General features: G+C 61.9%; 14 protein-coding genes. 7 read left to right on the top strand and 7 right to left on the bottom strand.

Annotated features, from left to right (window positions below; genetic code table 11):
• Nucleotides 1–14: 14 nt before the first annotated feature.
• From ASD07_RS17285 to ASD07_RS17270, 4 genes are all read right to left on the bottom strand, one after another.
• On the bottom strand, nt 15–1,001 hold the full coding sequence (locus ASD07_RS17285) for a LacI family DNA-binding transcriptional regulator (protein WP_055933008.1): 987 nt from the start codon (nt 999–1,001) through the stop codon (nt 15–17).
• A gap of 192 nt (nt 1,002–1,193) precedes the next feature.
• Entirely contained in the window at nt 1,194–3,842 is a 2,649-nt protein-coding gene (locus tag ASD07_RS17280; RefSeq protein ID WP_055933006.1) for a glycoside hydrolase family 2 protein, read from the bottom strand.
• Between the two features lie 114 nt (nt 3,843–3,956).
• On the bottom strand, nt 3,957–7,031 hold the full coding sequence (locus ASD07_RS17275) for a TonB-dependent receptor (protein ID WP_082507387.1): 3,075 nt from the start codon (nt 7,029–7,031) through the stop codon (nt 3,957–3,959).
• Between the two features lie 250 nt (nt 7,032–7,281).
• Complete coding sequence (locus tag ASD07_RS17270) at nt 7,282–8,046, bottom strand: carbohydrate-binding family 9-like protein (protein ID WP_055933539.1); 765 nt, start codon at nt 8,044–8,046, stop codon at nt 7,282–7,284.
• 133 nt (nt 8,047–8,179) lie between these two features.
• On the opposite strand from ASD07_RS17270, the gene ASD07_RS17265 reads away from it, so the two are divergent.
• The 5 genes from ASD07_RS17265 (at nt 8,180) to ASD07_RS17245 (ending at nt 13,610) form a co-directional block, all read left to right on the top strand.
• A complete protein-coding gene (locus ASD07_RS17265) occupies nt 8,180–8,944 on the top strand; it encodes an AraC family transcriptional regulator (protein ID WP_229207184.1) in 765 nt (254 codons plus the stop codon).
• A gap of 35 nt (nt 8,945–8,979) precedes the next feature.
• Nucleotides 8,980–9,906, top strand: a complete 927-nt coding sequence (locus tag ASD07_RS17260) for a DMT family transporter (protein WP_055933003.1) — start codon at nt 8,980–8,982, stop codon at nt 9,904–9,906.
• 62 nt (nt 9,907–9,968) lie between these two features.
• Nucleotides 9,969–10,256 carry a hypothetical protein gene (locus tag ASD07_RS17255; RefSeq protein ID WP_055933000.1) on the top strand — a complete coding sequence of 96 codons (288 nt, stop codon included), beginning with the start codon at nt 9,969–9,971 and terminating at the stop codon, nt 10,254–10,256.
• A gap of 42 nt (nt 10,257–10,298) precedes the next feature.
• A complete protein-coding gene (locus tag ASD07_RS17250; RefSeq protein ID WP_055932997.1) occupies nt 10,299–10,841 on the top strand; it encodes a hypothetical protein in 543 nt (180 codons plus the stop codon).
• Between the two features lie 15 nt (nt 10,842–10,856).
• The gene (locus ASD07_RS17245; RefSeq protein ID WP_055932994.1) at nt 10,857–13,610 is read left to right on the top strand and encodes a TonB-dependent receptor; all 2,754 of its coding nucleotides are present in this window, start codon (nt 10,857–10,859) and stop codon (nt 13,608–13,610) included.
• Here ASD07_RS17245 and ASD07_RS17240 read toward each other — a convergent pair.
• The gene (locus ASD07_RS17240) at nt 13,607–15,922 is read right to left on the bottom strand and encodes a DNA polymerase II (protein ID WP_055932991.1); all 2,316 of its coding nucleotides are present in this window, start codon (nt 15,920–15,922) and stop codon (nt 13,607–13,609) included. The two genes, ASD07_RS17245 and ASD07_RS17240, sit on opposite strands and share 4 nt — an antisense overlap.
• 119 nt (nt 15,923–16,041) lie before the next feature.
• Between ASD07_RS17240 and ASD07_RS17235 the strand changes: the two genes are divergently transcribed.
• Nucleotides 16,042–16,524, top strand: coding sequence for an outer membrane beta-barrel protein (locus tag ASD07_RS17235; protein WP_055932988.1), 483 nt, complete (start codon nt 16,042–16,044; stop codon nt 16,522–16,524).
• A gap of 49 nt (nt 16,525–16,573) precedes the next feature.
• On the opposite strand, the gene ASD07_RS17230 is transcribed toward ASD07_RS17235, so the two are convergent.
• Nucleotides 16,574–17,914, bottom strand: coding sequence for a S41 family peptidase (locus ASD07_RS17230; protein ID WP_055932985.1), 1,341 nt, complete (start codon nt 17,912–17,914; stop codon nt 16,574–16,576).
• Nucleotides 17,915–18,056: 142 nt separating this feature from the next.
• Here ASD07_RS17230 and ASD07_RS17225 point away from each other — a divergent pair, with 142 nt between their 5' ends.
• Entirely contained in the window at nt 18,057–20,420 is a 2,364-nt protein-coding gene (locus ASD07_RS17225; RefSeq protein WP_055932982.1) for a S9 family peptidase, read from the top strand.
• A 70-nt stretch (nt 20,421–20,490) separates the two neighbouring features.
• On the opposite strand, the gene ASD07_RS17220 is transcribed toward ASD07_RS17225, so the two are convergent.
• Nucleotides 20,491–20,940: a thioesterase family protein gene (locus ASD07_RS17220; protein WP_055932978.1), complete on the bottom strand. Its 450-nt coding sequence runs from the start codon at nt 20,938–20,940 to the stop codon at nt 20,491–20,493.
• Between the last annotated feature and the right edge of the window lie 11 nt (nt 20,941–20,951).

Here is a 20,951-nt window from a genome sequence, read left to right as displayed (position 1 = left end):
TCCTGGTGGGTACGCTAGTCGTCGCAACTGCTTTCGCGCACGATCAATTCGACTGGCATGGTTATCTGGGAGGGGGCTTCTTCCGGTCTTTGCAGCAGCAGTTCGATCCCCGCCCGTCCCAGGTCTTCCTTGTCGACGTGGATGGTGCTGAGCGGGGGGATGGCGGCGGCCGCGCTGCTGATATCGTCGAAGCCGACGATTGCGATGTCATGCGGGATCTTCATGCCCTCGTTCAGGCAATGCTTCATGGCGATCAGCGCCGTGCTGTCGTTGTAGCAGAACAGCGCGTCCGGCCGTTTTGGAAGGCCGAGCAGGCTGCGCATGGCTTCCACCACGGCTTCGTCGCCCTCGCCCATGGTGGGAACAATGACTTCCAGGTCCGGGTCGGCAAACACCTTGGCATCGAATAGCGCCTGGCGGAAACCGCGATTGCGCTGCTGGATGCTGTAGTGGGCCAGTGAGCCTGACATCATGGCGATGCGCTTGCGGCCGCAGCGCAGCAAATGCTGGGTGGCCAGGTAGCCGCCGCGCACATTGTCCGGATTGATCGAGGTGAAACCGCGGCGGTGCATGTCCACCAGCACGATGGGCTTGCCGGATTGCTGCAAGGCCGCCAGTACTTCCGGCTCGAAGAAGCCTGCGCACAGGATGGCATCCGGCTGGTGCACGCGGATCAGGCCCTGCACCGGTTCGGCCGGTCCCACTGCGATAAAAGACAGCGCAATGCCCTCGCGCCGGCAAGCCGCCTCGGCGCCATGCAGCACCGGGGAATAGAACTGGCTCGATGCCAGCGTATTGTGCTGGCTATGCAACAGGAAGGCGATCCGGCGAATGCGCCCTTTCTTGAGCTGTCCGAAGTCATAGCCCATTTTCTCGGCGGCCTGGCGCACCTGGTTGCGGGTCACCTCGGTCATGCCGGCCTGGTTCTTCAGCGCACGCGAGACCGTGCCAATCGATAGCCCGGTGGCTTCGGCGATGTCGCGCAAAGTGACCTGGCTCACGGCTGCACCTCCTGGCGGGAGTTCAAGTGCATGAAGGGAGTCTCCAATGTTCAGTTTAATAAACGCCTCTTTGAGCGCTTCCAGGTGCCTGGCGTGTGCCGGTTTGGGCGCCTGCACATGGGTAAGTTTTATATCAGCCGCCTTTTGCAGGCGTCAACAAGAGCAGTAAAAAATTAGATCTTTTAGCTTGTTTTAGTAAACACGCACCTCGCCAGCCAATGAGCGCAGGCGCAAGGACTTGCGCAGCGCCGGGAGGCTGGCTTTGGACGCGATATGCAAGGCCACCGGTTCGCCGGGCAGCAGCGTCATTGCGTTATCGGCAATCTCGGCGTCCGCGTCGCCGAAGTCGATCCACAGGGCGCGCGTGAGGTTCGCGGCACGCAGCTCAAGCGTGAAGCCGCTTCCGTCGCGGCGCAGCTCCGCCTTCAGGCCAGGATCGGGCCAGCCCATGTCCTTCGCGGCCTTGAAGTACACCACTCGGCGCGAGGCGGGCTCGCCCTCCGCCTGCAGGTCGAATACGGCGACTGTTGACGCAGGGTCCGCATCACCCAGCAATTCCAGGTCGGTATAGCTGGCCAGCTTCGTCGCCGACAACGGTGCCAGTTCAACCGGTTTGCGCTCCTCACGCAGCGGCGTGCCATCAAGCGTCATGAGCCGCAGGCGTAATTCGCCGCGCACGGCGTGCGTGCGGTCATTGAGCAGGCTGATGGAAGTCCTGCCTTCGGCGCTGCGCAGCGCGGCTACGGCAACCGGGGCGTAGAAACGGCGCGCGTGGAAATGCAGCGCCTTCCAGCGCCCGAACCAATCCACGCTCGACCACGAGGCGCCTGGCCAGACATCATTAAGCTGCCAATACAGCGTGCCCATTGTGTATGGCCGGCTGGCGCGGTGGTGCAGCGCCGCCAGCTCGATGCCTTCCGCCTGCGCCGCCTGGCCAAGATAGACGAAGCTGGCAAAGTCCTTCGGTTCGCCAAACTCGTAGTTCACGTACTTCATCAGCCGTTCATTACCCTTCCCGGCCAGGAATTTCTGGTGCGCCTCGATGACTGGCGAGGCAATACCCTGCTCGCCGCGACTGGCGAAGGCGTCAATCGTGCGCTGCACCGGCCACGCCTGCAGGCCGTACTCGGACATGAAGCGCGGCGTGATCTCCAGGTACTTCGAAGGCGGGTGCGCCGGGTTGCCCCACACTTCCCAATAGTGCATATCGCCGCTGGCCGGCGTGTTTGCCACCTCGGCCAGGTCGTCGCTGGGCGAACTGGCCCAGTAGGCGATACCGCCACCCTCTTCTGCCACGACCTTGCGCAGGCCGGTGCCGAAAAGCTGCACGTAACCGTTCCAGACTTTGCTGGCGAAGGCGGGATCGGCTGCCATCATTTCCTTGCCGGGGCCCCAGTACTTCCAGGCGATTTCTTCCTCGTTGTTGCCGCACCAAAGTGCGAGACTCGGATGGTTACGCAGCCGGCGCACGTTGTCACGGGCTTCCGCGAGCACGTTGGCGCGAAAGGTGTCGTCATATGCCGGCGGCATGCCGCCGCCGAACATGAAATCCTGCCATACCATCAGCCCCAGTTCATCGGCGAGATCGAAGAAGTCTTCGCTCTCGTAATATCCGCCGCCCCAACTGCGCAGGAAATTCATGTTGGCGTCGCGTGCTGACTGAAGCACGCGGCGCAACTGCCCCTTGCTCACGCGCGGCTGGAACATATCGAACGGAATACTGTTCGCGCCTTTGGCGAATACTGGAATACCGTTGACTTCGAAATAGAAGCTCCTGCCCTTGTCATCCGGCTCGCGGCGTAAGGCGATGCTGCGCAAGCCGGTGCGGGCGCTGGCTTTGGCAATGGCGGCCTTGCCATCGCTGACTTCAACCTCGAAGCGATACAAGGGCTGTGCGCCGTAGCCGTTAGGGAACCAGCGCTGCGGGCGGTCGATGCGCAGCGGCAGTTCAATGCGGTTGCCACCTGCGCGTAGCCCGACGCGGCGTAAGGCCGCCAGCGAGCGCTTGCCGCCGGGCGCGGTTTGCCACAAGCGCAGTTGAAACGCGCCATCGCGCACCGCATCGACAGAAACGACTGCCGCAATATCGGCACGCGCTTCATTAACGTGATCCTGCCGCAGCTGCAGGTTATCGATGCGCGCCGCATCCCAGCTTTCCAGCACGACCGGCTTCCATATGCCCGCAGTAACGTAGCGCGGGCCCCAATCCCAGCCGTAGTGATAGCCGGGCTTGCGCACGAAGTTGCCGGTCATCGCATCGGGCGGCTCATCGCCAAAGGGGGAAGGATAGTTTCCCGCCAGCTTGCGCGGCATGGCTCGAACAGCCGGCAGCAGCCTTGTAATCGGTGAGCGCAAAATCACACGCAGCTCATTGCCTTTTGCGCGCAGCCTGCCCTGCACGGGAATGCGCCAGGTGCGGAAGGTATTGTCGGCATCGAACAGCTTCTCGCCATTCAGCCAGACCTCGGCGAAGGTATCGAGGCCCTCGAACACGAGGTCACTGCGCGCCGCCTGCTTCAACGCATCGAAATGCGTGCGGTACTCCCAATCGGCGAGGCCGATCCATTGCAAACCGGCCTCCGGGGCGCCGACGTACGGATCAGGGATCAGCTTGCGGGCGAACAGGTCGCTGTGCACCGTTCCCGGCACCTTTGCAGAATGCCAAGGCAAGGCTTCGGGATGCGCGGCGAGCTGCGTGTTGCCGGGCAGGAGGCGGAAGCTCCAGCTATCGCCGATGACGGTGCGGACCGGCGTAGCCGCCGACGCGACCGCTGCCACCACCGTAAGGCAGAGGCCCAGCAGCAGGGCCGCCAGGGAGCGCCAGTACAGGTGCGTGCTCATGGCATCGCGCCAACGATTGCAAGCTTGCTGATTCGGTTGTGCTGGTTCATTGCGGCACCCAAAACAGGAAAAAACCTCCCCTGCCGCGAAGCGCGGGGAGGAAGGAGGGAAGCATCAGAACTTGTAGTTCAAGCCAAAGTAGGCAATGCGGCCGGCATAGCCATTGGAGTAGAAGCGATCCTTGGTGTCGTTGCCCAGGTGGGAGCGCGTTTCCTCCTTGGTCAGGTTCAGCACCGAAGCAGTCAGGCTCAGCTCCTTGGTGATGTTGTAGGCCACGTTCAAGTCGACCTGGTAATACGGCTCCTCATACACGTTCAGGCCGTTGACCAGTCCATCCACCACTTCGCCGCGACGGTTGTACGAAGCGCGCGCCAGGAACTTGTCGGTTTCGTAGAACACTGTCAGGTTCATCTGGTTTTTGGCGCTGCCGACCAGCGGGGATTCGCCGATCTTGGTGCCGTCCGCCATCGTGATATCCGCCTGGTTGGTCTTGTTGTAGGTGTAGTTGAACTGGAAGCCGAGGCCCATGTCCAGCGTATGCTGCGCGTACAGCTCAACGCCCTTCGATACGCCGTCACGGCCGCCGGCGCTGGTCGAGTAGCGTTGCACGATCACGTTCTGCCCACCCACGTTCATGGTCACGTCGCGCACCACGGGAACGGCGAAGTTGCTGACATTCTTGCGGAACAAGTCGATGCCGAGCACGGAGCCGCGATGGAAATACCACTCCAGGCCCAGGTCGAACTGCTTGGCCTTGTACGGCTCGAGCTGCTTGTTGCTGCCGGCGCCGAACCAGCCTTGCTGGTCGCCGCCGCCGATCAGGCGACGGTCATTGACGTATTCCTGGCTGTAGTACTGCAGGCCGCCTGGCGAAGCGATGTCGTTGTAGCTTGGACGGGAGATTACCTTGGATGCCGCCGCGCGCAGCAGCAGGTCCTTGGTCAGCTCATACGCCAGGTTGAAGCTTGGCAGCACGTCGTTGTAGCTGCGATCGAGCGAGCTGACCACGAACGACGAATCGCGTGCAATGCTGTCAGGCAGGCGGGTGAAGCCACTGGTGCAACCCGAGCCCGCTGGTGCGCCCGCAGCCGGCAGGCCGCCTGCCAGGCACGGTGCCGGGCTGCCATTGGCGCCGTTGAAGAAGTAGTCGTTGTAGCTCTCCACCTGGTCGGTCGAATCGGCATGCTGCCTGGTGCGCACAAAGCGCATGCCGACGTTGCCGCGCAGGCGCTCGGTCTTCACGTTAGCCTGCAGGTAGGCCGAGCTGATCTTCTCGTCGACGTTGTAGACGAAATTATCTTCGTTACGAGTCTGCATCGTCCCGTACGACTGGTTCAGGAAGGAGATGTAGGCCGGGTAATTGATCGCCGGGAAGGCGCTGGCATTGATACCGCCTGCCAGGTTGCCCAGCGAACCGCCGTACAGGAACTGCGGCAGGAATTTGTTCGCGGTCGGATCGCAGCCTGCCTGGTAGCGCTTGTCGTAGTCGGACGGGTCGGCGCCTTTGCAAACCCAGTAGTTGTTGCCGGTGGCGCGGTGGGTGCCGCCATCACGGTATTTGGCGCCGAATTGCAGCGAGTCGAGCCAGGTGCTCTCGGTGCGCCATGTCATGTCGGCCTGGGCATACTTCTGCTGGGTGCTGTTCCTGGTCCATGACGACGAGGTGGAACCGAGGTCGATCTCACCGATGCCTTTTCCCAGGTTGGCCATCAGCTCCGGCGAGAACACCATGGCCGGCGTGCCGACCGTGTTCCAGGAGCTTGCGTAGTTGCCGAGGGTCCAGCTGCCGTCGGCATTCTGCACGCGCGGTTTGATCGGCATCGTCATCTGCATTTTCGGTCCGCCGCTGGCCCAGGTGCGGCCGAACTTGAAGATGCCGTCCAGCGACTGGCCGCGCCATTCGGCTTCAAAGTCGGCGGTCTGCGACAGCGATTTTTCCTGGTTGTAGCTGCCGGTGATCTGCGGCGTCGGGATGGTGCAATCATCCGGCCCCCAGCCGCCAGGCTGCTTGCCGGCTGCCGCGGCTTGCGCTTCGCTGCAGTAGTAGGCCTTGCCGGCATGGGCGCTGTACTGGGCGCCGGTCACCAGGGTGCCGCTGCGGTCGAAGGTCAGGCCGTCGAGCATGCGGCCGCCCGGCCAGTTGCCGTCGCCGTTGTAGCGCGCCAGGTTCCACTCAGGGACTTTCAGGATATTGGTCTGCGAGTTCTGCGACAGGTTGAAGCGGAAGTAGTTGGCTGTCAGCGTCAGGTTGCGCACCGGCTTGAATTGCAGGGTCATCTGGCCGCCCTTGCGTTCCCGCTCCTCGCTCTTCACGTTCAGGTTGACCGAAGTCGGCATCATGAAGTTGGTGTAGTACTTGCCGCCCTGGTCGTAGAAGCCCGACTGGCCCCACCAGTAGGAACTCAGCTCCGATGGCTTGCCATTGACGTCGGTGGCCGGATGGGCATCGTAATCGTCGCCATACCACTGCCAGTTCTCGGTGCTGGCGCCCATGGTGCGGGTGGTGCGCTTCTGCCTGGTCAGGCCGACCAGGATGCCAAAACGGTTGTCCTCATCGTGCCAGGCATACTGGCCGGAGAACTGGCCGTCGGTCTTCTTTGTGGTATCGGCCCAGGTGCCATCCGCTGAAACGAAGCCGGAGCCCGATTTCACTTCCAGTGGACGGCGGGTATGCAGGATTACGGTGCCGCCAACGCCGCCTTCGTCGATGCGCGCTTCCGGAGTCTTGAACAGCTCTGCGCTGGACAGCATGTTCGACGGCAGCATCGTGTAGTTGAACGAACGCGATGGATCGCCATTGGATTCGGCAGTGGCGATGTAGTTGCCGTTCAACTGGGTCAGGGTCAGTTCCGACGACAGGCCGCGCACGCTGACGTTCTTGCCCTCGCCGCCGCTGCGGGTCACCACCACGCCCGGTACGCGCTGCAGCGCATCCGCCACGTTCTTGTCCGGGAATTTGCCGATATCTTCGGCGGTGATCACTTCCACGATCGAATTGGCGTCGCGCTTCTGGTCGAGGCTCTTCTCGATCGCATAGCGGTAACCGGTGACGACCACGGTATTCGGGTCGGTGGACGCGGTTTGCGCCTGGGCGCTTGCAAGGGAAAGCAGTGCCACGCTCACCGCCATGGCGATGGGCGTAGCGCGGCAGCCGCGCTGCCGTGAAGCGAGATGGGTGTTGAACGTCATGCGTGTCTCCTGGTTATGCCCGTTTTAGGGCTTTATATCGCGGTAGCAAGCCTCGAATCATCGATTTACTAAACGGCGACGATGCCGTTTGCACATCGATGGGATCGCGTCCACTCAGGAGAATTCTTACAAAGGAGGCCATGACACTTCAACAAACTTTCAATGTTTGAATGAAGTTTAGTTTTGATTAGTAAACAAGAGTGCAGCGGATTTGCGACAGTGGCTTTCCGCCCTGTAGTGGCACGTGCCGCTATTTGTTTAGTGTGGAAGTATTTTCGGAGAAATGCAGGTAACCCCAGCGGCCTGGCACGTGCATGTCGATCAGGCCTTGCGGCGACCACACCCAGTTGTCTTCCTTCGGCTGGCCGGCGGTCCATTCGACGCGGCTGAAGTTGATGCGCCAGGTGCTGCCCTGCCTGGGATGCGGGACGGCCTGGCGCGAGGCGAAGGCGTTCAGGGGGTAGGCGATTTCCACCGTCCAGCCGCGGTCCTTGTCGCCGGGCTGGTTCAAGCTTCCCTGTACCGCGATGGCGGTCTGCAGGCCCTCGATGTCCCAGCTATTATCCGGCTGGCCGTCTTCGTTGTAGGGTTTGGGCAGGAACAGGTCCCAGCCGGTGTTGAAGGCATTGATCTCGAATTCGTAATAGCTTTTGGTGTCCGGCAGCGGCTTGATGAAGACCTCGAAATCATTGTCCTTGAAGATCACGGAATCGCGCCGGGTCCGCGTGGCCGTCACTTCGGGTTCCTCCAGTTCGGCAGCGATGTAGAGGTATTGGTCGTCCCACAGCATTTTTACGCGCGTGCGGAATTTAGGCCGTGGCTTGCTGCCGCCCTCGATGTCGACGAAATCGGCGGTCCACGGCGCGTCCTGCCATGCCGGGTCGTCCAGCTTTCCGTCGATACGGATGGCCCCCGCAGCCCGCTGGCATTCATAGGCGAGCGGTGCGGAGTCTTGTGCCGCGGCGGGAATGCAGCCAGCCAGCATGGCCCCTGTTACGAATGCAAATGCCTTCATCGACATACCCTCCCTGGATGTTCAAAACTTATATCAAGGAGACAGGACCTGTTCAACCGGCCTCGCGAAATTCGGCCACTATTTAGTGAACTTTAGTAAACTGTGGCCTCCATCCCGCACCACAGCTTCTACCGTGCCTATCACCCATCCCACTTTGGTCGACATCGACATCCGCAGCTACAGCGAGCGATGGGCGGCGGACCAGCACACCTTCGCCCAGCTGGTGTTGCCGCTGTCCGGCGAAGTGCAGCTCGACATTGAGGGCAAGGGCGACAGGCTTAATCCCTTGAAAGGCGCGGTGGTCGTGGCGGGCGCATGGCATGCGCAGCACAGCATCGTTGAAAACCACTCGCTGGTCGTGGACGTCGACCAGGCTGCAATAGGCCACCCGGTCTGGGAACGCATTGCCGATAGGCCCTTCACCGACATCAGCCCTGCTGCGCGCAAGCTGGTCGAATTCATGCACCTTTCAATCGCTGGCCGCGCGGCACCGCCATCGCTGCTCCAGGGCTGGCTGCCGCTGCTGCTGGACGCCCTCATGCTGGAGCAGCCACGCCCGCAATCGCGCCTGGCCGCCCTGCTGGCACATGCGGAAGCCAATCCCGCATTGCCCTGGACGACGGAATCGATGGCGCAGTTTGCGCGCATGAGCGTGAGCCGCCTGCATGCGCTGTTCCAGGACGAGCTGAATACAAGCCCACGTGCCTGGCTTCTCTCGCGGCGCCTCAATCGCGCCTGCGAACTGCTGCGCCATACCTGCCAGCCGATTGCCGATGTCGCCCAGTGTACCGGCTTCGGGGACCAGAGCGCCCTCACCCGCGCCATGCGCATCCAGCTGGGCACCACGCCGGCGGCCTATCGCCGCCGGGGACAGGAGCCTGGCACAAAAATACAGTAGGCTGCGCCAAGACCTTACGGCGCGCAGCATCCACCATGTCCCTATTTGGGAGGTGGACGTTGAATATTTCACTTGGTATTATTGCCGGCATCATCGCCGGCGCATTCTGGGGACTGGTATTCCTCGCACCTGAGCTGACGCGCGGCTTCACGCCGATCCAGCTCTCTGCAGGCCGCTACCTGGCATATGGTCTGATCGCCGCCATCCTGGTTGCGCGCTCCTGGCGCCGCCTGTTCGCCATGCTGGCGTGGCGCGAATGGAAGGCGCTGGCCTGGCTCAGTTTTACCGGCAACATCATGTACTACTTTTTCCTGGCAAAGGCGGTGCAGACCGGTGGCATCGCCACGGCATCTATCGTGATCGGCTTGCTGCCGGTGGTAATAACCCTGGTCGGCAGCCGCGATGCCGGCGCCATTCCTTTGCCACGCCTGCTGCCGTCAATTGTCCTCAGTAGCGCCGGCCTGTTTTGCATAAGCTGGCAACACATGCAATCCGGCTCGCTCGCGGGCGTGCTGTATGCGAGCGGCGCCCTCGCCTCCTGGACCGCCTATGCAGTCGGCAACAGCCGATGGCTGGCCCGCCTCAAGGCCGTCACAGCGCATGAATGGAGTATGCTTACCGGCCTGGTCACCGGCGCCGAAGCGTTGCTTTTGGCGGTACCGGCGCTGTCATGCGGAGCGCCGCAACACAGCACGCCCGAATGGCTGTACTTCGCTGCGGTAGTGACCAGTGTCGCCCTTCTTTGCTCGATCACCGGCAACGGCTTCTGGAACTACGCCAGCCGCGCCTTGCCGCTCACCCTGACCGGCCAGATGATCGTCTTCGAAACCTTGTTTGCCGCCCTTTACGGATTTTTATGGGAAGAGCGCTGGCCAGCCATCGTCGAGGTAATGGCAATATTACTGCTGGTGGGCGGCGTCGCATCCTGCGCGCTGGCCCATGGGCCGAAGACTTCACACTGAGTGCATCCAAGCTTCACAATGGACGGATAAAGTAACATCTTCACCCGGAACAGGAGAGGACCATGGCAATCCCCAAAAAAATGGCCTGTGTCGGCCTTGGCGCCGCGACGATATTGCTCGTCCCTTTGATTGCAATGCAGTTCACTGACGAAGTGCGATGGGATTGGTTTGACTTCCTTGCAGCGGGGATGCTGCTTGTGGTCAGCGGCGGCAGTTACGTGCTTCTGGCAAACCGCATGGACAACAGGGTGCAGAAAGCAGTACTGGCAATTGCGCTTGGTATCGGATTGCTGGCAGTCTGGATGGAACTGGCCGTCGGTGTGTTCGGCACACCATTTGCCGGGCGCTGAAGGTGTTAAGATCTGGGGATTCGTCCACGACAAACGACTAGCATGACAAGCATCCGCCAGAACCTTTCCATGATCTTTGCGACGATGGTGATGTTTGGCGCTGCCTTGCTGATCAATGAACTCCTGTTCAAGAAGCTGGAGTTCGCCGAAGGTATCAACTGGATCTACCTGCCCGCCGGCGTGCGCTTGCTGGCCACCCTGCTTTTTGCCGAAGCAGGTGCAATCGGCCTGCTGGCGGTTTCCTGGCTTTACTGCTTCCTCGTCCTGTTCCCGCACGAACCGGTGCGCGCCTTTGCCGGAGGCATCCTTGCCAGTGCAGCGCCCTATCTTGTCTACCTTGGCGCCAGGCGCTGGCTCGACCTGCAAGGCTCGCTGGCCAACCTGGCTGCCTGGCAGATGCTGGTCTGTGCCGTCGCCTATTCACTGGCCAGTCCCTTGCTTCATCACATCTGGTTTGCCTTATACGAGGGGCGCGGCCAATTACTGGGCAGCTTTGCCGTCATGGGGCTTGGCGACCTGGCGGGCACGGTGATCCTGCTATTTTTCACAAAGTGGGTAATGCGGCTCTCCACGCCGCGTGATTAGCACCCCTGATTTCACATGCATGAAGTAAAAGACCAATACCGTTTGGCCGGCATCGCCGTCGCCGTCCTCAATACGCTTGCCTTCCACGGGCAGGCCCGTGCCGCCGAGGAGCCACCAATCCCGGAAGTCATCGTCAGCGGCGCCAGCGACCCGCGGCAGGATGCCGTTGCCGCCAAACTTGCTTACACCGGCATTGCCGATGTGGCAGGCGCAGGCGACGTACAATCCTTGCCCGACCTGACTGCGCTCGATGTCCTGCGCCGCCTGCCCGGCGTAGCCTTGCTGCCGGTGCTTGACAACGAACGGCCGCGCGATACAGCCGCCGCACCAGTCATTCGCGGCCTGGGCGCGGCCTATAACCCGGTCACGATCGACGGCATCCCGGTCGCTTCGCCCGGCGTCGCCAACGGCAATGGCTCCGCCAGCCGCGGCGCGCGCCTTAACCTGCTGCCTTCGTCGATGATCGGCGCAATGCTGGTATCGAAAACCTTCCTGCCCGACCAGGACGCACACGGCATCGGCGGCGCCATCGACGTGCGGACGCGCAGCGCCTTCGCACTTGGCGGCAGCGACTTCCTGTCCGTGGAAGCAGCCCTGGGGAAGCCAAACGATGCCGCCGGTCCGCACCGCCACGACCGCATCGGACAACGCCTGGCGGGTACCGCCAGTACTACGTTCGGCCCGCAGCGGCAGTTTGGCCTGGTAATAGCGGCCAGTTACCAGGCGACAGCCAGCAGCGCCAACGCCCACATGACCACCGACAGCACCAGCGAGAGCTTCTACAATGCGGCTGGCGTCCTGCAGGGCGGGGCAAACCAGGGCAACGGCTTTGCCGTGCCGCAGCAGGACAAATACTGGTATTCGGAGAATCGCCGCGAGCAATACGGCCTTGCCGCCAAGCTGGAAGCAAAGTTCTCCGGCACACTGCGCGGCTTCGCGACCGGCGGGCGCTTCGTATCGCGTGACGATATGGAACGCAATGAGCTCATCATCGATCCGCGCAACCGCGCGAAAGTACTGGGCCAGGCCGCCACCTCGGGCCGCTATCCAGCAGGCGACGTTGAAGTTGGTTACACGCGGCAGCAAGCCACCACTGCCACCAGCTTGCTGCAAACCGGACTGGATTGGGAAACCGCAGCACAACAAGTGGCAAGCCTGCGTGCCGGCGCTTCGCGTGCGTCCTACCGCGAGCCCATCCTGATGATCAAATACTCGACCGGCAGCCGCAACAGCCCGCCGGGAACCGGTGATACCTCGCCCACCCCGACTCCGGATTACGCGATTGACTACAACACGGAATCGCTCGATCACTCCTTTAATATTTCACCGGCCGCCTACTACAAGCTGGAAAACTACAGGCTCAATTACTACCGCCCGGATTCCGGTTTTCACCGCAATGCCGGCAACGACATCAAGTACCTGCGCCTGGACTTCCGCCACAACGGCGACGGCCCGGGCTGGGGCTATGCCGTCGGCACCAGCTTCACGCGCGATGCATCCTCCTACAGCCTTTCACGCACACAGTTTTCCCCTAATACCGGTGCAAAACAAGGCACGCTGTCCGACGTGCTCGGACCAGTCGGGCCGGGGCTGATATACAACCAGTCCGGCCTGGACATGTTGACGATCGATCCGCAGCGCGCAGCCGCTTATGTCGACACGCTGCGCGCCGCAGGGGGCCTGAATGCGGTGGACCAGACCGCCCTGGGCAACCAGGACAATTACGAACATACGGAACGCATTGCCGGCGCCTACGGCATGCTTGGCTATGCTGCCAACGCCTGGAAGACCCGGTTCGGCGTGCACCTGGATTCCACTCGCCAGTCTACGATCGGCCGTGCGCGCGTCGCAGGTGCATGGACGGACCTGCCCACCGGGTCGCGCTACCACTTCGCCCTGCCCTCTGCGCTGGCCAGCTACCAGTGGTCGCCATCGCTCGATGTGAGAATGGGCGCCAGCCAAAGCATCGGCCGCCCTGCTTACGACTCGTATGCGGCGCGCAGTTCGATCGACTTCGCGAACCCTGGTGAGCGCGGGAATGCCAACGCCACTGGCGTCACCGTCACGGCCGGCAATCCCGACATCAAGCCGCGCCTGTCCACCAATACCGATCTTGGCGTCAACTGGAAGCTGCCGCCGCAGGCTGGCGGCCTGCTGTCTGCCACCGTTTTCAACAAGGACATCAAGGACGAAATCTTCAACGCCTCCTCGCTGGGCTACACCTACGAAGGCGTCAGCTATGCGAATGCTGTCGTAACGAAGCCGGTCAACGCCGCGTCGGCCTCGATCAAGGGACTGGAAATCAGCGCGGTAGTGAATTCGCTGGCGTGGCTGCACCCTGCCGCGCGCGACTTTGGCTTCAGCGCCAACTGGACCCTGCTCAAAGGCCGCATGGAAGTGCTGAAGTCCGATAAGCGCACCCGCACCATTGGTCACCTGACAGGCCAACCCGGCCAGACGCGCAACCTGTCGATTTTCTACGGCAATGGGGCACTGGAATTGCGCGCCGCCTATAACCGGCAGGGCCAGGCCTTGCGTGCGGTGGTGCCGGACATCGAGTGGCAAGACCTGTATTGGGCGCCCCGCCACCAGGTCGACCTGCAAGCCAGCTATAGACTCCAGCCAGGCCTTACCCTGCTGGCGCAGGCGCAGAACCTGACCGGCGAGCGCCTTACCAGCACGGTCGGCGCAGCCGGCAAGGTGCTGAAAGACAGCCATTCGATCCCGACGCTCTACTGGTTTGGCCTGCGCTATACGCCTGCGCCCTAGAACAGTGCCTGCTGCGTCGTGGTCAAGGCAGTGAAGCTGTCATGCAGCGGCAGCAGGATCGCATCGGCGATCGGCTGCAATTGCTTGTCGAGATAGTGCTGGTAATCGATCGGTGAGCGCTGCACTTCCAGCGGCTCCGGGCCGCTGGTGGTGATCACGTAGCTGATCCGGCCGCCATTCTGGTAGCGCAGCGGGCGCCCTTGCGCCTTATTGAATTCATCGGCCAGGCGCGCGGCACGCACCTGCGGCGGTACATTCACCTGGTATTCGTCCAGGCGATGACGCAGGCGCTTGCGATACACCAGCAGTTCGTCGTTCGCACCGGACAAGGTGTTGCGCGCATAGTCGCGTACAAAGTCCTGGTAAGGCTCATTGCGGAAGATCCGGGCAAACAGGCCTTGCTGGAATTGCTGCGCCAGCGGGGTCCAGTCGCTGCGCGCGACTTCCAGGCCGCGGTAGATGATATCGCCGTCGCTGGTCAGGCCAGCGTAGCGCTTCTTGCTGCCCATGTCCGTACCGCGAATGGTCGGCATGAAAAACTTCTGGTAATAGGTATCGAACTCGATCTCCAGGTGGCATTCCAGCTTGTACTTCTTGCGCAGGCGCTCGGTCCACCATTTGTTAATTTTGGCGACCAGCGCGCGCGCAATGGCCAGCGCCTCCTCCGTTTCATGCGGGCGCTTGAGCCAGATGAAAATGGAATCGGTATCGCCATAGATCGCTTCGTAGCCTTCCTTTTCCACCAGCTCGCGCGTAAGCTTGAGCAACTCATGGCCGCGCAGCGTGACCGAGGAAATGAGCTGAGGATGGTAAAAGCGGCAGTCGGTTGAGCCGAGCACGCCGACGAAGGAATTCATCAGCAACTTGAGCGCCGTCGACAGCGCGTCGTTCTTTTCGCGCTTCGCTCTATCGCGGCCCTGCCAGAGTTGGGTGGTAATGGCGGGCAGGCAGTGGTGCGCGCGCGAAAACTGGGCGCCGCGCATGCCAGGCACCGGGTCGCCGCCTGCTTCCGCCTCCGCCTCGGCTTCGACCATGCCCACCGGATCGACCAGGAAGGAACGGATGATGGACGGGTACAGGCTTTTGAAGTCCAGCACCACGACCGAGTCGTACAGGCCTGGACGCGAATCCATCACGAAGCCGCCGGGTGAGGCAACGGCCGGAATCTCGCCCACATTCGGCGCCACATAGCCTTCGCGGTGCATGCGCGGCAGGTACTGGTGGCTGAAGGCGGCAATCGAACCGCCCATATGGTCGGGCACCAATCCCGTCACGTGGGAACGCTCAAGGATGAAGTCCATCACGCGCGTCTTCTCGAAAATACGCGTGACCAGTTCGCAGTCTTTCAGGTTGTACGTGGCCAGGGCAGGCTTGTCCTCGCGGAAGCGGCGCTCGATTTCGGCCATCTTGTCGTAATCGCTGCCGATATCCTTGCCCTCCCCCAGCAAGGCTTGCGACACGTTCTCCAGGCTGAAGGACGGGAAGGTCCAGGAAGCGGCGCGCAGGGCCTCGATGCCGTCGATGGCAATGCGGCCCGGGATGGTGGCGAACACATAGCCGTCGCGCGCCTGGTGGGTACGCCATTCAACCGGGCGGCCTTCACGGCCGAGCAGCAGCGGCACCTTGTACTTCTCGGCGTTCTTTTGCAACGTTTGCAGGTCGAACTGCACCACGCTCCAGCCGATAATGGCGTCCGGGTCGTGCGCGCGGAACCATTCATTGAGCTTTTCGATCACGCGGCGCGGCGTCGGGCAGTATTCGAGGGAGAAGTCTACTTCAGGCGCAACGTCCGGCTGCTCGCCCAGCATATAGACCTGGCGCTGGCCGCAACCTTCCAGTGCGATCGAATACAGGTCGCCAAATGCGCTGGTTTCGATATCCAGCGACACCATGCGCAGGCGCGGGCGATACTCCGGCGCCGGCCGCAGCTTGCCGCCTTCGAATTCAACGCCGGCGGTGATGAAGCGCTCCATCAGGTAGCGCTCCGGCGGCTTGATGTCCGCCTCGTACAGGCGGATGCCGCGCTCGCCCAGCTTGCGCTCCAGCGCCAGCAACTGCTTGTAATGGCTGGCGTAGATGCCGACCACGGGTTCGTGCTGGAATGTCTTCAGCGCAACTTCACGCACGTCGATGCCCGGCATGCCGGCCACCAGGATTGCAATGGTGTCGCGCAAAGCAGCCTCGGCGAAAGCCACCGAAGCTTGTGCTGTGAGCAATATTTTGCGGGGACCGTCGTCGGTCGCGAGCCAGAACTCGATTTCCGTCCCATCGCGGGCATCGCGCCAGGCGCGGGTGAGGATAAAACCAGGCATGCCGAAATTATACTGTACGAACGCACAGTGGACTTGCAATACCCAATTAAGATTGTTAGAATGGTATGTTGCCTTGTATCAAGAGCAGGCAACCTAACTAGAAATAGGAATACTTAACAATGATCAAGCAAATCACCGCAGCCGCTCTGCTGGCCGCTACCTCCTTCGCCGCTTCCGCAGCTGAGCCAACCAATTTCTACGTCGGCGCCGATGTAGCTTCGACCAAGATCGACGACCTGTCCACCGAAACCGGCTTCGGCTTGTTCGCTGGCTACAAGATCGACGAGACCTTCGCTATCGAAGGTACCTACCGCAAGCTGGGCGACTTCGACGTGTTCGGCACCGAAAAAGTCAAGGGCACCCACATCAGCGCTTCCGTGCTGGCTTCCATGCCAGTAGCTGACCAGCTGGCTGTGTACGGCCGTCTGGGCTACGGCCGCGCCGAATTCAAAGGCGACGGCGGCAAAGACCACCTGAACCGCGCCCTGTTCGGCATCGGCCTGAACTACGCGATCACCAAAGAAGTGAGCGCACGCGTTGAATGGCAGAAGCCTGCCAGCGACGCATCGATCATCAGCCTGGGCGTGGCTTACCACTTCTAAGCTTTTGCTTTGCAAAGAAAGCCGCCGGACCTGGTCCGGCGGCTTTTTTTTATTTCGGCTGCAGTGAAGCGAGGGCTGCTTCCAGCACCTCGTCGCGGCCCGCCCGAACGCCCTCAACGGTCTGCTTGACCAGGTGCTGCGGCTGTACACCGACGCCGACGAATGCCCGGCCGTCCGGATAGGTATCCTGCTTGGTGCAGATGCGCGCGCTGCCGCCGCCCGGCAGTTTGATGAACAGCGGCTGGCCGGTGCTGCCGCCGGTCGCCTCGCCCACCAGGGTGCCGCGCTGCATGACGTCAAAGGCGACTGCAAAATCCTCCGCCGCCGAGAAGGTGGCAGCACTGGTCAATACCAGCACTGGTTTCTTGTACTGCCGCTGCGCGTCGGGTTGAATCGCGTCCGGCGCTTCGGCGTACATCGGCTGCTCCTTCTCCCAGGCACGCCAGGTTGGCTTGTACTCGCGGGTGGCCCAGCGGCTGGTCAGGAAAGCCTTGTCGTCCAGTGTGGACAGGATTTTGTAGCCCACATCCGAATTGCCGCCGCCATTGCGGCGCACATCGATCACCAGCGCCGAAGACTTGGCGATTTCGTCGAAGGCGGCCAGCCAGGCATCCGCCGCACTATTGTCATCAAAGCTATTGAGCGAAACGTAGGCCACGTCGCCCTGCAATATGCTGAATTCAAACGACGGTGAATTGACCGTCGCGGCCTTGCGGGCATCGCGGCCGACGCGGGCAACTTGCTGCTCGAACTGCTTGCCGGCGGCATCGCGGAAGGTCACGCGCGCCGCGGAGCCAACTGCGCCGCGCAGGAACTGTGTGCCGAACGTGCGCAGGGCTTCGTCCTGCGGTGTGGAGGCACTCACATACGGGGTGATTTCACGGGCAGCGTAAGTCTTCACTTCGGCCCCATCCACGGCCACCACTTCCAGGCCGGGCATGATGCCCTTGGCGCGCAGGCCGGGGTCCAGTACCTCGGTCACGATGACGCGGCCCTCGATCGGGCGTGTGACCAGCAGCGGCAGGCCGCCCATCCGGTCCGACAGCTCATTTGGCGGCATGACGTTGGTATGACCGTCTTTCAGCTTCGCCACCATTTCCATCAGAACGCGGTAATACTCTTCGGTGCCGCGCGCGGCACGTACGCGCGGCAGGGTTTCCAGGTACAGCCTGTCCCAGTCCAGCTTTTCCAGTGTGGCGGTATCGACGAAATTGTATTTCACCTCCGACCACAATTTGGACAGGCCGGCGATCTTTTCATCCTCACTGATGTTTTCTTTATAAGACCCGGCAAGCGCCTCGGTCTCCCACTGCATGGCAGGCTGTTGCTGCGCCATCGCACCGGAGGCCACCAAGGCCAGGACCAGCGCCGCTACATGGCTTTTTGCCATTTTGTCTCCTGAATAAGCTGAATGCCCGTCATTCTAGAGGCCCGGCGGCGCAGACGCTACCCTGTTACAAGCCTGATACTTTTCGTAGAGGGGACGACTGTTAGAATCCTTCCTCGAAGTTCTACATTTCCCATCAGAGACCATGCGACGACTTGCACTTCCCATGCTGGCTGCCCTGCTGGCAGCCCCCGCGTTTGCCACAGCCCCAACCCCTATCACCCTCGACCAGGCCATGTCCCACCCGGACTGGATCGGCACGCCGGTCGAAGCTGCGTGGTGGAGCTGGGACGGCAAGCAGATCTTCTATAAACAAAAGCGCATCGGTTCCTCGCTGCGCGATACCTTCCTGGCCGGCGACAAACCGCGCCTGGTGGCGGACTCCGAGCTGTCCAACCAGGACAGCCCGAACATGGTGTTCAACCGTGAGCGCACCCGCGCCATCGTGCTGCGCAACGGCGACGTGTTCGAACGCGACCTGAAATCCGGCGCCCTGCTGCAGATCAGCCGCGGCACCGCCAACGCTTCCGCGCCGCAGTATTCGGCCGACGGCCGCAGCGTGCAGTTCAAGGTCGGCAACGACTGGTTCAGCTGGAATCGCGCCGACCGCCTGCTCTCCCCTGTCGCCTTGCCGCGTGCCGCAAAAGACCCTGCCGCCGCGCCGGATGAAGACTACCTGCGCGAAATGCAGCTGCGCCTGATCACCACCCTCAAGCGCCAGAAGGACGAACGCGATGAAACGCGCGCCCGCGCCAAGGCCGAACGCACTGCCGACGCCACGCGCGCCCCGGCGCCGATCTACTTCGGCGACAAGGTCTCCATCGATGCCTCCTCGCTGTCGCCGGATGGCCGCTGGCTGATGGTCGCCACTTCGCCGAAAGGCAGCGAGAACGGCCGCGTCGGCAAAATGCCGCGCTACGTGACCGAATCGGGTTACGAAGAATTCGACGACCAGCGCACCCGCGTCGGCCGCAACCTGCCGCTGGCGCAATCGTTAAAACTGGTCGACCTGCGCACCGGCGCCATCAAGGACCTGTCGTTCGATTCCCTGCCGGGCATCGCGACCGACCCGCTGGCCGGCCTGCGTGAAGCAGCCAAACAGCCGGCCCTGAAAGGCAATCGCGCCACCCGCCTGGAAAACGACGAAGGCGACGGTATCGCCTGGAGCGACAACGGCGCCAAAGTCGCCGTCATGCTGCGCACAGTGGATAACAAGGACCGCTGGCTGGCCGGCGTCGACCTGGAAGGCGCCAGGCTGAAGTCCTTGCACCGCCTGACCGACAACGCCTGGATCAACTACAGCTACAACGATTTTGGCTGGCTGCCTGACAACAGCACGCTGTGGTTCATGTCCGAAGAAACCGGCTACGCCCACCTGTACACCCTGGGCGCCGACGGCAGGCAGCGCGCCCTGACCAGCGGCAAATGGGAAGCTTCGAACGTGAAATGGAATGCCGACGGCAGCATGGCCTATATGCTGTGCAACCGCCGCACGCCGGGAGAGTATGAAGTGTGCTCGGCCTCGGCCAAGGATGCGACCGTGCGCGAAGTGACCCAGCTCAGTGGCGGCGTCGAACAGTTCGACCTCTCTCCTGACCAGCGCAAGCTGCTGGTGCATTACTCGTCGGCCTACGTACCTTCGCAACTGGCCACCGTGCCGGCTGCCGGCGGCGCGGCAACCAGGCTGACCGATACCCGCAGCGCCGAATACAAGGCACGCGAATGGATCCAGCCGCAGATGGTAGCCGTGCCATCCACCCACGGCGCCGGCCAGCCTATCTGGTCCAAGCTGTATCGTCCGGCCACCCTCGAACCGGGCAAGAAGTATCCGGTCGTGATGTTCGTGCACGGCGCGGGCTACCTGCAGAACACCCACAACCGCTTCCCGAACTATTTCCGCGAGCAGATGTTCCACAACCTGCTGGTTGAAAAAGGCTACATCGTGCTGGACATGGACTACCGCGCATCCAAAGGCTATGGCCGCGATTGGCGCACGGCGATCTACCGCCAGATGGGTCATCCGGAACTGGACGATTACGTCGACGGTGCCAAGTGGCTGGCGGCAAACCACCAGGGCGATATCGACAAGGTCGGCATCTACGGCGGCAGCTACGGCGGCTTCATGACCTTCATGGCACTGCTGCGCGAACCGGACTTGTTCAAGGCCGGCGCCGCACTGCGCCCGGTAACCGACTGGACCACCTACAACCATGGCTACACCGCCAACATCCTGAACACGCCGGATATCGACCCTGAAGCCTACCGCAAATCGTCACCGATCGAGTACGCGGATAAACTGAAGGGTCACCTGCTGATCGCCCACGGCATGGTCGACGACAATGTGTTCTTCCAGGATTCGGTGCGCATGACGCAGCGCTTCATCGAGCTGAAAAAGGACAACTGGGAACTGGCGGCGTACCCGCTGGAGCGCCACGCCTACGTGCAGCCCGAGAGCTGGTACGACCAGTACCGCCGCATCTACAAGCTGTTCGAGAGCACCCTCAAATAAAACCCGTGCCGTGACTGCAGCATGTCGGGTCTGACCCTTGGGTCAGACCCAGGTTTACCGGTTTTGGGGTTTAAGGTTTAGCTACGCTGGAAGGCAGCGCCTGAAAATCATCAGTCTGGTAAAGCGAGTGCCAGGCCGCCAGCAGCGCCGGCGGCGGCGTGACCAGCTTGCGCGCAGTCAGGTCCAGCCAACCGCCCGAGCTGTTGATCCGGGCGGACAGCTTCCCATCACTGCGATACACATCGCTGCGCAGCATCCAGCGGCTGCCATCCTGCGACATCCCGGCCAGCGCCAGTGTCACGGTGATGGTATCCATCAGCAGCACTTCCTTGAAATAAGCGATATCGTCCTTCATCACGACAGGACCGATGTTCAGGCGCTTGAATTCCGCCATCGGGAAGCCATTCTCGCCCAGGAACATCATGCGGATATCGCCCGCCTTGTTCAGGTAAGCCGTGTTGGCCATATGGCTGTTGAAATCCATATCGCCCCAGCCAGCCAGCATCTTGCGTTCAAACATTGCTACTCCCC

Origin of the sequence: Duganella sp. Root336D2 (genome assembly GCF_001425005.1) — a bacterium.
Classification (GTDB): Bacteria; Pseudomonadota; Gammaproteobacteria; order Burkholderiales; family Burkholderiaceae_D; genus Rugamonas.
The sequence above is the reverse complement of the archived record's forward strand: the minus strand, read 5'-3'. Positions and strand labels throughout refer to the sequence as shown.